Origin of the sequence: Kitasatospora sp. NPDC051164 (assembly GCF_044455625.1) — a bacterium.
Taxonomy (GTDB): domain Bacteria; phylum Actinomycetota; class Actinomycetes; order Streptomycetales; family Streptomycetaceae; genus Kitasatospora.
In genome coordinates, this window is sequence record NZ_JBITFB010000050.1 from 35,968 (window position 1) to 42,686 (window position 6,719).

Genomic DNA, 6,719 nt, shown 5'->3' on the forward strand with positions numbered 1-6,719 from the left:
TGGATCAGAACCGCTTGGGTCGGCCGCCGTCAGCTGGCGGGCGCTCTGGGTGGTGAAGGAGGGAGTCACCCCTCTCACCCATGGGAGCTGCGGGAGGACCGAGCCGACGAGCGGTAGCCCCCCGGTGTCTGACCGACCAGTTCGGTGAAGGCGTCGATGAAGCTGCCGGGGTTCGACCAGCCCAACCGGATCGCCGTGTCGGTGACCGAGGCACCGTCGCTGAGCTCGATCAGCGCCCGTTGGATGCGCAGCAGGGTGCGCCAGTGGCGGAAGCTCATCGACAGCTCGCTGCCGAACAGTCGGCTCAGGGTGCGTTCGCCGGTGCCGGTGCGGTGGCCCAGCTCGGCCAGCGTCGCCGGGCTTGCCGGGTCCGCATGGAGCAGGTCGGTGACCGCCTTGAGACGCCGGTCGCTCGGCTCCGGGAGGCGCAGCGGCTCCTGTGCGGCGCGGGCGAGCTCGGCGAGTACGACGTCGATCAGCAGCCGCGAACGGGGGCTCTCCAGCGGCTCGCCCTCGCTCATCAGCGCCAGATAGGCCTCGCGCAGCAACGCGCTCGCCACGAAGACCGACGGCTCGGCCGGCAGTTGTCCAGTCAGCGTCACAGGCAGCGACAGCACCCGGATGTCCGTCTCGCCGTACGCCTTGCTGCTGTGCACCGCGAAGGGCGGCACCCACATGATCCGACTGGCCGGCGCCACCCAGGTGCCCACCTGGGTCGCTGTGACCAGGGCCCCACGCGCGGCGTAGCGGAGCTGGCCGTAGTCGTGGAAGTGCGCGGCCACGTCGGCGCCATGGGCCAGCGGCGCCGACAACGGCACATCGTCGGTGCAGAAGCTCGGCTCGCCGCGGGGGTCGGACACGCGATCGAGGCTACCCGCCGCTGGCGGGTTATCGGAAGATCCTGGCGTGATAACGGTGGTGCGCCTGGCACCGCAGACCGCATCGTGGAGACATGTCACAACAGATCAAGCTTGAGACCGCTGGTGAAGCGGTGGCAGCGATGAACACCCGGACGACCGGCACGATCGCCGTTTTCGGCGCGACGGGGCAACAGGGCGGGGCGGTGGTCGACGCGCTGCTGGACCACAACGCGCGGGTGCGGGCTCTGGTTCGCAACCCGCAGTCCGACCGGGCTCGGGCGCTGGCCGCCCGCGGCGTCGAGCTGGCGGCCGTCCGGGCCGACGACCCGGCGTCGCTGACCGCCGCGCTGGCGACGGTCGGGGGGTTCTCCTTCATGACCCCGGAAGCGAACAGCCTCGAAGAGGTCGAGGCGGAGATCCGCATCGGTACCGCGCTCGTCGACGCGGCAGTTGAGGCGGGCGTCCCGCACGTCGTGTTCAACTCGGTCTTCGGGGCGGACCGGGAGTCGGGTGTGCCGCACCACGACTCGAAGCAGTCGATCGAGGAGCACCTGAGGCAGTCCGGCCTCAGGGCCTCGGTGGTTCGCGCGACCGCCTTCATGGAGAACTTCGCGAGCATGATGGCACCGAGCCTGGAGCATGGGGAGATCGTGCTGAGGATGCCGCTGCCGGAGGACGTCCCCCTGAAGATGATCTCGGTCCGGGACATCGGCCGGGTCGCCGCCGCGCTCCTGCTCGACACCGCGGTGGCGACCGGCGGAGTCGTCGAGCTCGTCGGCGACGAGCTGACGGGCCCCCAGATCGCCGAGGCGTTCGGCGCGCACGCCGGGCTCCCGGCACGGTACGAGGCCCTCCCGTTGAGCGTGCTTCCCAACGACCTCGACAAGGCGATGTTCCGCGAGTTCGCGAAGGCGAGGGAAGACCCTTCGGACCTCACGGTGGTGCGCTCGATCGAGCCGGCCACCCTGGACCTGGTCGAGTGGATCCGAGCTACCGGCTGGACCGCGCCCGCAAACGTGGCTGGTTCCTGAGCCTCCGGCGAGCGTTCACCTTTTCCGCCTACGGCAGGCCGGAAGTCCAACAACTGTCCGAGGTCCCGGTGCCGGCACCGGCCCGGGGCAGGAGCGGCTGGTGAATGTCGACGTGGACGTGGAGTTCGGCCTCCGAGTCAGGTCCTGCGGGCCTGCAGTCTTCGATGAGCTGCCAGAAGGCGTCTTCGTTCACGCTGGGAGCATGACGCAGCGGACGGACACTTCCGACCACTGAGCGACCTGGGTGCTGTTGTGGGACTGGTGGAGATCACCAACAGCATCAGTTCCGTGAAAGCTGCCCGCGGATCTCGATGGTTGGCGATCATGTCGGGTGTCTGTTGCTGATCTTCTGGCCGTCTTGTTCCCCCAGTTCGCGCTGCTGCACGTCGAGTTGGTCAGATCGATGGGCCGGTCGGTCCGGGTGCATGCCCGAGGCAGGACACCGGGAGCGTCGTGCACAGGCTGCGGGACCTGGTCCGATCGGGTCCACAGCGGCTACGAGCGGCGGATCAGCGACACCGCGGTCTCCGGGCAGGAGTTGGTGCTTCACCTGCGGGTCCGCCGGTTCTTCTGTGACAGTGACGAGTGCGGGAAGCGGACCTTCGCCGAGCAGGTCCCGGGCCTGACGTTCCGTTATGGGCGGTGCACCGTGTCGCTACGGAAGGTCCGCGAGACCGTCGCCCTCGCACTCGGCGGCCGGGCCGGCGCCCGGCTGGCCGCGTGTCTGTCGGACGGGGTCGGCCGGGACGCCCTGATACGCCTGATCCGCGTATTGCCCGACCCGCTGACCGGGAAGGTCCGGGTGCTCGGCGTCGACGACTTCGCCCTTCACAAGGGCCTTGTCGGCCCCCGCCTCATTACAACGCGGCGATGGCGGCCACCGGCGGCTCCCAGGAACCCAGCATCGCCACAGTGGAAAGCGCACTCGATCTGACCTGGCAACCCACCCCACCATGCCCCAGCCAGCCGCAGCGGTCGATCATTAGCGGATGAGACCAGAAGTGCAGGCGTTCGTAGCCGACGGCCCCCTCCCCCACTGGGACGCCGACGAGGAGGAGATCGACCGGCGAGTCGAGCAGCTCCAAGCCATCACCACGCCCGTCACCGGCGAGGAAGCCCAGGCACTCGTCGCCTGCTTCGGACCGGACGACTGCTACGGCGTCGCCTGGACCCTGCTACACCTCATCGAGACAGGCCCGAACCCGGTCCTGACCGCCGCGCCCGCTCCCGACGCCAACGACTGGCACCACACCCTCTGGACCCGCATCGTCAACAGCGGATTCGCCCCCTCGGCTTGACGCGCTAACACCGTGCGATGTCTACGATGAACTGGTGTCCGACACCGCATTCCCCGCTGACCTGCTCGAACTCCAGCGCCGCTGGTACGCCGCCGAGGCCGCCTGGGCCGCCGACCCGACCGAGGAGAACCGGCTCGCGTTCGCCGCCGTCAGCGCCGAGCTGTACGCCCACTCGCACTGGGCCGAGACGGGAAACCGGCACAAAGCCGAGATGGAACTCAAGCAGGCCACCCGCCCGGACACCCCCCAGGAAACAGCTGCGACCTGACCGCCGGCGAGGCCCCGCCCGACCCGCCCGCGCGGGACGGCCCCCACATCCAGCCCGCCACACCCACGAGCGGCCGGCCCCAGCCGGACGCGAGAACAAGAAGCACAGCGCAGCGACCCACCACACCGACCAACGCCCCAACCCACCCACCACAACCACCAGCAAGGGGCCAAGGAAGGTAAGTCGAAGTGGTGAGAACGCCGCCCCAGTGCCCCTGAGCTGCGTAAACAGGCGGCAAGCGGAGACGGCGGCCGGTGGCCGAACCGCACCACGCACCGAACCCCCAGCCGAATCCCGTACCGAACCACAAACCGCACCCCCCGCCGAACAGCCACACCCGCGTCAGCGCGGCGCGGCGGCCGCCAGGTCCGCCACCGCCTGCTGCCGGCCCTCCAGCGCCACCGGCTCGGCACCGGTGACGACCAGGGCGACCGGCGGGTACCCGGCCCGGGAGTGGCCCGGCCAGGTCCGCCGCCACCAGCGGACCATCCGATCGGCCGGCTCCTCGTCGGCCAGCGCCGGATCGTCTGGCCTGCACTCCGGCCAGGCAACCACCTGTTGGGGCAGGCGACTGTCAAGGTCGGCGGGCCGAGCGGAGTGCATGGCCCGGCCCCGGCGATCAGGTATAGACGAACGCCCCGGGCGCGGTAGTGGTGCCGCCCGCCGTCGTCACGGTGACGTTCGCCGGGCCGGGGGCGGCCGCGGGGGGAGTGATGGCGGCGATCCGGGTGTTGGAGATGATCCCGAAGGCGGCCGCGACACCGCTGATCGTCACCAACTGGGTGGACGCGAGCTCGGTGCCTACGATCAGGACCGGGCGCCGCCGGCCGTCGAACCTGAGGACGGGGTCACGGAGCTGATGCCGGGCGGCCCCACGTAGGTGAAGGTGGAGTGTCCGTAGGAGTTGCTCCGCGTGACGACGGTGACCGGCACGGGGCCGGCTGTCTGCGCGGGCGGCACCGTCACGGTGACCTTGTCGTCCAGGACGGACGACGGGGTGACAGCGACGGTGCCAAAGCGCACCGATGTGGTGGTGACCAGGCCCCGGCCGGTCACGGTCAGGGTGCCGCCCCCGCTCAGCGGACCCGAGGTCGGGCTGATCCCGGTCAGCACCGAATCCGGGAGGTAGTAGAAGCGGCCTACGGTTCGGGTGGTGAGCTGCCCGAGAGTGCCGTCGATCTCGACGTCGGTGTCGAGGCGCGGCGAGATGGCCAGGATCTCCTGGTCGTTGACGACCATGAACGAGGCGGCCGGCTCGCATCCGAGGCGGACGGCGGTGGTGTCGCCCAGCCCCTCCCCGATGATGTTCACCGCCGTCCCACCCGACAGGGGCCCCACGTCGGGGTACGCACCGGGCGCCGTGGGCAGCACGCGCACCGTCTCGTTGCCGTTGTTGACCACGTAGACGTCGAGGTCGTCCGGGGTGACCACCAGCCAGGACGGCGCGTGGAAGCCCGGCACCGTATCTATGATCTCGTTCCTGACGAGGTCGATGGTGGAGACGCTGTCATCGCCGTTGCACGCCACGTACGCCAGCAGCCCGTCGTGGCTGAGCGCCACGCCGAAGGGAATGGACAGCCCCGTGACCGTGTGCACGACGCTGTGCGTGGCGGTGTCGATGACGTCCAGTCTGTTGCCGCCGTACTCCGTCACGTAGATGCGCTGTCCGTCGGGTGATGGCTTCACTCCTCGGGGGAAGACGAACCCGGGGAGAGTCGCGGTGACGCTGAGGGCGGCGGTGTCGATGACCGTGACCGTGTCCGCGCCTTCCTCGGTGACATAGAGCTGCGTCCCGTCAGGTGTGACCGCCACATTGCGCGGACCGGTGCCCACCGGTACCGAGGTGATGCGCGTGTTGGTGGCCGTGCTGATCACATCTACCCGGTTCCCACCCTGGCTGGCCACGTAGAGCCGGGAGCCGTCGGGTGACACCGTAAGACCGAGGGGCTTGTCCAGCCCTGGGACGCCGGCGGTGACCCGGTTGGTGGTCGTGTCGATGACCGCTACTGTGTCGGACCCGAAACAGGCCACATAGGCGCGCATCCCGCCCGGGGCGACCGCGACGCCCCACGGCCCGCTGGTCACACCGATCGTGGCGATGACGCTCCGGGTGGTCGTATCGATCACGCTGGCACTGCTGCTCCCGAAGTTGGTCACATAGACGTGCCGACCGTCCGGGGTGATCGCCGCCACGATGGGGGCGTGCCCCACTGGTATCTCATCCGTCAACAGCGGCTCATTCGCCTCCATGACAACCCCCCGGCTCCGGGACGCCGCCCATACGGGCGGCCGAGGCACCGGTGAAATCGGTGCAGCGGACGGGGATCGAAGTGCCTCCCGCTGGAGCGCGTTGGATGGTGCTGCTGACGCTGATCATGACCGGAACCATGACGCTCTCCCTTCCCAATTTTCTGATCCATCGCAGCTGCGTTCCGTGGAGCCGCTGGGCTCAAGAAGGGTCGTAGACATAGGGCAGGGCGTTGCTGTTTCCGGCCGGGGTGTGCGCCACGACGTTCACCGTGCCGGGTGCCCCGACCGGGCTGGTCGCGACGACCTGGGTGTCGGAGATCGCCGCGAACGAGGCCGGGACGCCGCCGAAGGTCACCGCGTCGGTGTAGGTGAGGTTGCTGCCGCCCAGCACGACCGCCTCGCCGCCGAGATCAGAGCCGTGGGCGGGGGTGAGGCTGGTCAGGACGGGTGCAGCGAGGAACGTGTAGTACGGATTTCCGGTGGCCGCGGAGCTGGTCCCGCCCGGTGTGGTGACGGTGACGACGACCGTGCCGAGCCCGGCTGGAGCGGTCACGATGAGCTGGTTGTCGGAGAGCACGTGGATGTTGGTGGCCGGGCTTCCCCCGAAGGTCACGGCGCTGGTGAGCGTCAGGTTACTGCCGAGCACGGTGACGGTGTTGCCTCCGGTGGCCGGGCCGAGGTGGGGGGACAGATCGCTGACGGTGGGCGCGGCGAGGTAGAAGTACGGCAGTGGATTGCTGGTGCCTCCGGCCGTGGTGACCGTGACACCGACCGACGACGGCGGCCCGGCCGGGGCGATCACGGTGATCTGTGTCCCGGTGTCCGTGAGGATGGTGGCGGGGCTGGCACCGAACATCACCACGGTGGCACCGGAAAGGTTGACGCCGCTGAGGATGACCGTGTTGCCCCCGGACGTGGGACCGGAGGCCGGACTGAGACTACTGAGTGACGGAACGGATGCGGCGACGTAGGAGTAGGCGAGGGCGTTGCTGGTACCACCGGCCGTGGTGAC

At 69.5% G+C, this 6,719-nt stretch carries 9 protein-coding genes; 4 read left to right on the forward strand and 5 right to left on the reverse strand.

The window, feature by feature from the left end; translation table 11 throughout:
- Positions 1-74 precede the first annotated feature (74 nt).
- Positions 75-860, reverse strand: coding sequence for a helix-turn-helix transcriptional regulator (locus ACIBEC_RS43255; protein WP_360507875.1), 786 nt, complete (start codon positions 858-860; stop codon positions 75-77).
- A gap of 140 nt (positions 861-1,000) precedes the next feature.
- Between ACIBEC_RS43255 and ACIBEC_RS43260 the strand changes: the two genes are divergently transcribed.
- From ACIBEC_RS43260 to ACIBEC_RS43275, 4 genes are all read left to right on the forward strand, one after another.
- The gene (locus ACIBEC_RS43260) at positions 1,001-1,891 is read left to right on the forward strand and encodes an NmrA/HSCARG family protein (protein WP_360507901.1); all 891 of its coding nucleotides are present in this window, start codon (positions 1,001-1,003) and stop codon (positions 1,889-1,891) included.
- 358 nt (positions 1,892-2,249) lie between these two features.
- Positions 2,250-2,825 (forward strand): transposase family protein, encoded by a 576-nt coding sequence (locus tag ACIBEC_RS43265; protein ID WP_360507878.1) that lies wholly within the window; start codon positions 2,250-2,252, stop codon positions 2,823-2,825.
- Between the two features lie 55 nt (positions 2,826-2,880).
- The gene (locus ACIBEC_RS43270; RefSeq protein WP_360507881.1) at positions 2,881-3,189 is read left to right on the forward strand and encodes a hypothetical protein; all 309 of its coding nucleotides are present in this window, start codon (positions 2,881-2,883) and stop codon (positions 3,187-3,189) included.
- A gap of 34 nt (positions 3,190-3,223) precedes the next feature.
- Positions 3,224-3,457: a hypothetical protein gene (locus ACIBEC_RS43275; RefSeq protein WP_360507883.1), complete on the forward strand. Its 234-nt coding sequence runs from the start codon at positions 3,224-3,226 to the stop codon at positions 3,455-3,457.
- Positions 3,458-3,799: 342 nt separating this feature from the next.
- Here ACIBEC_RS43275 and ACIBEC_RS43280 read toward each other — a convergent pair whose 3' ends face one another.
- The 4 genes from ACIBEC_RS43280 to ACIBEC_RS43295 all read right to left on the reverse strand — a co-directional run.
- A complete protein-coding gene (locus ACIBEC_RS43280) occupies positions 3,800-3,946 on the reverse strand; it encodes a hypothetical protein (protein ID WP_360507886.1) in 147 nt (48 codons plus the stop codon).
- Between the two features lie 130 nt (positions 3,947-4,076).
- Positions 4,077-4,232 (reverse strand): IPT/TIG domain-containing protein, encoded by a 156-nt coding sequence (locus ACIBEC_RS43285; RefSeq protein WP_360507889.1) that lies wholly within the window; start codon positions 4,230-4,232, stop codon positions 4,077-4,079.
- A gap of 32 nt (positions 4,233-4,264) precedes the next feature.
- Positions 4,265-5,668: an IPT/TIG domain-containing protein gene (locus ACIBEC_RS43290; protein ID WP_396290418.1), complete on the reverse strand. Its 1,404-nt coding sequence runs from the start codon at positions 5,666-5,668 to the stop codon at positions 4,265-4,267.
- A 238-nt stretch (positions 5,669-5,906) separates the two neighbouring features.
- Positions 5,907-6,719: IPT/TIG domain-containing protein (locus ACIBEC_RS43295; protein ID WP_360510361.1), on the reverse strand; the 813-nt coding region annotated here is incomplete at its 5' end.

Coding starts and splice junctions, on each gene's coding strand:
- ACIBEC_RS43260 (WP_360507901.1), top strand. CDS start 1,001: ATGAACACCCGGACGACCGGCACGATCGCCGTTTTCGGCGCGACGGGG.
- ACIBEC_RS43270 (WP_360507881.1), top strand. CDS start 2,881: ATGAGACCAGAAGTGCAGGCGTTCGTAGCCGACGGCCCCCTCCCCCAC.
- ACIBEC_RS43280 (WP_360507886.1), bottom strand. CDS start 3,946: ATGGTCCGCTGGTGGCGGCGGACCTGGCCGGGCCACTCCCGGGCCGGG.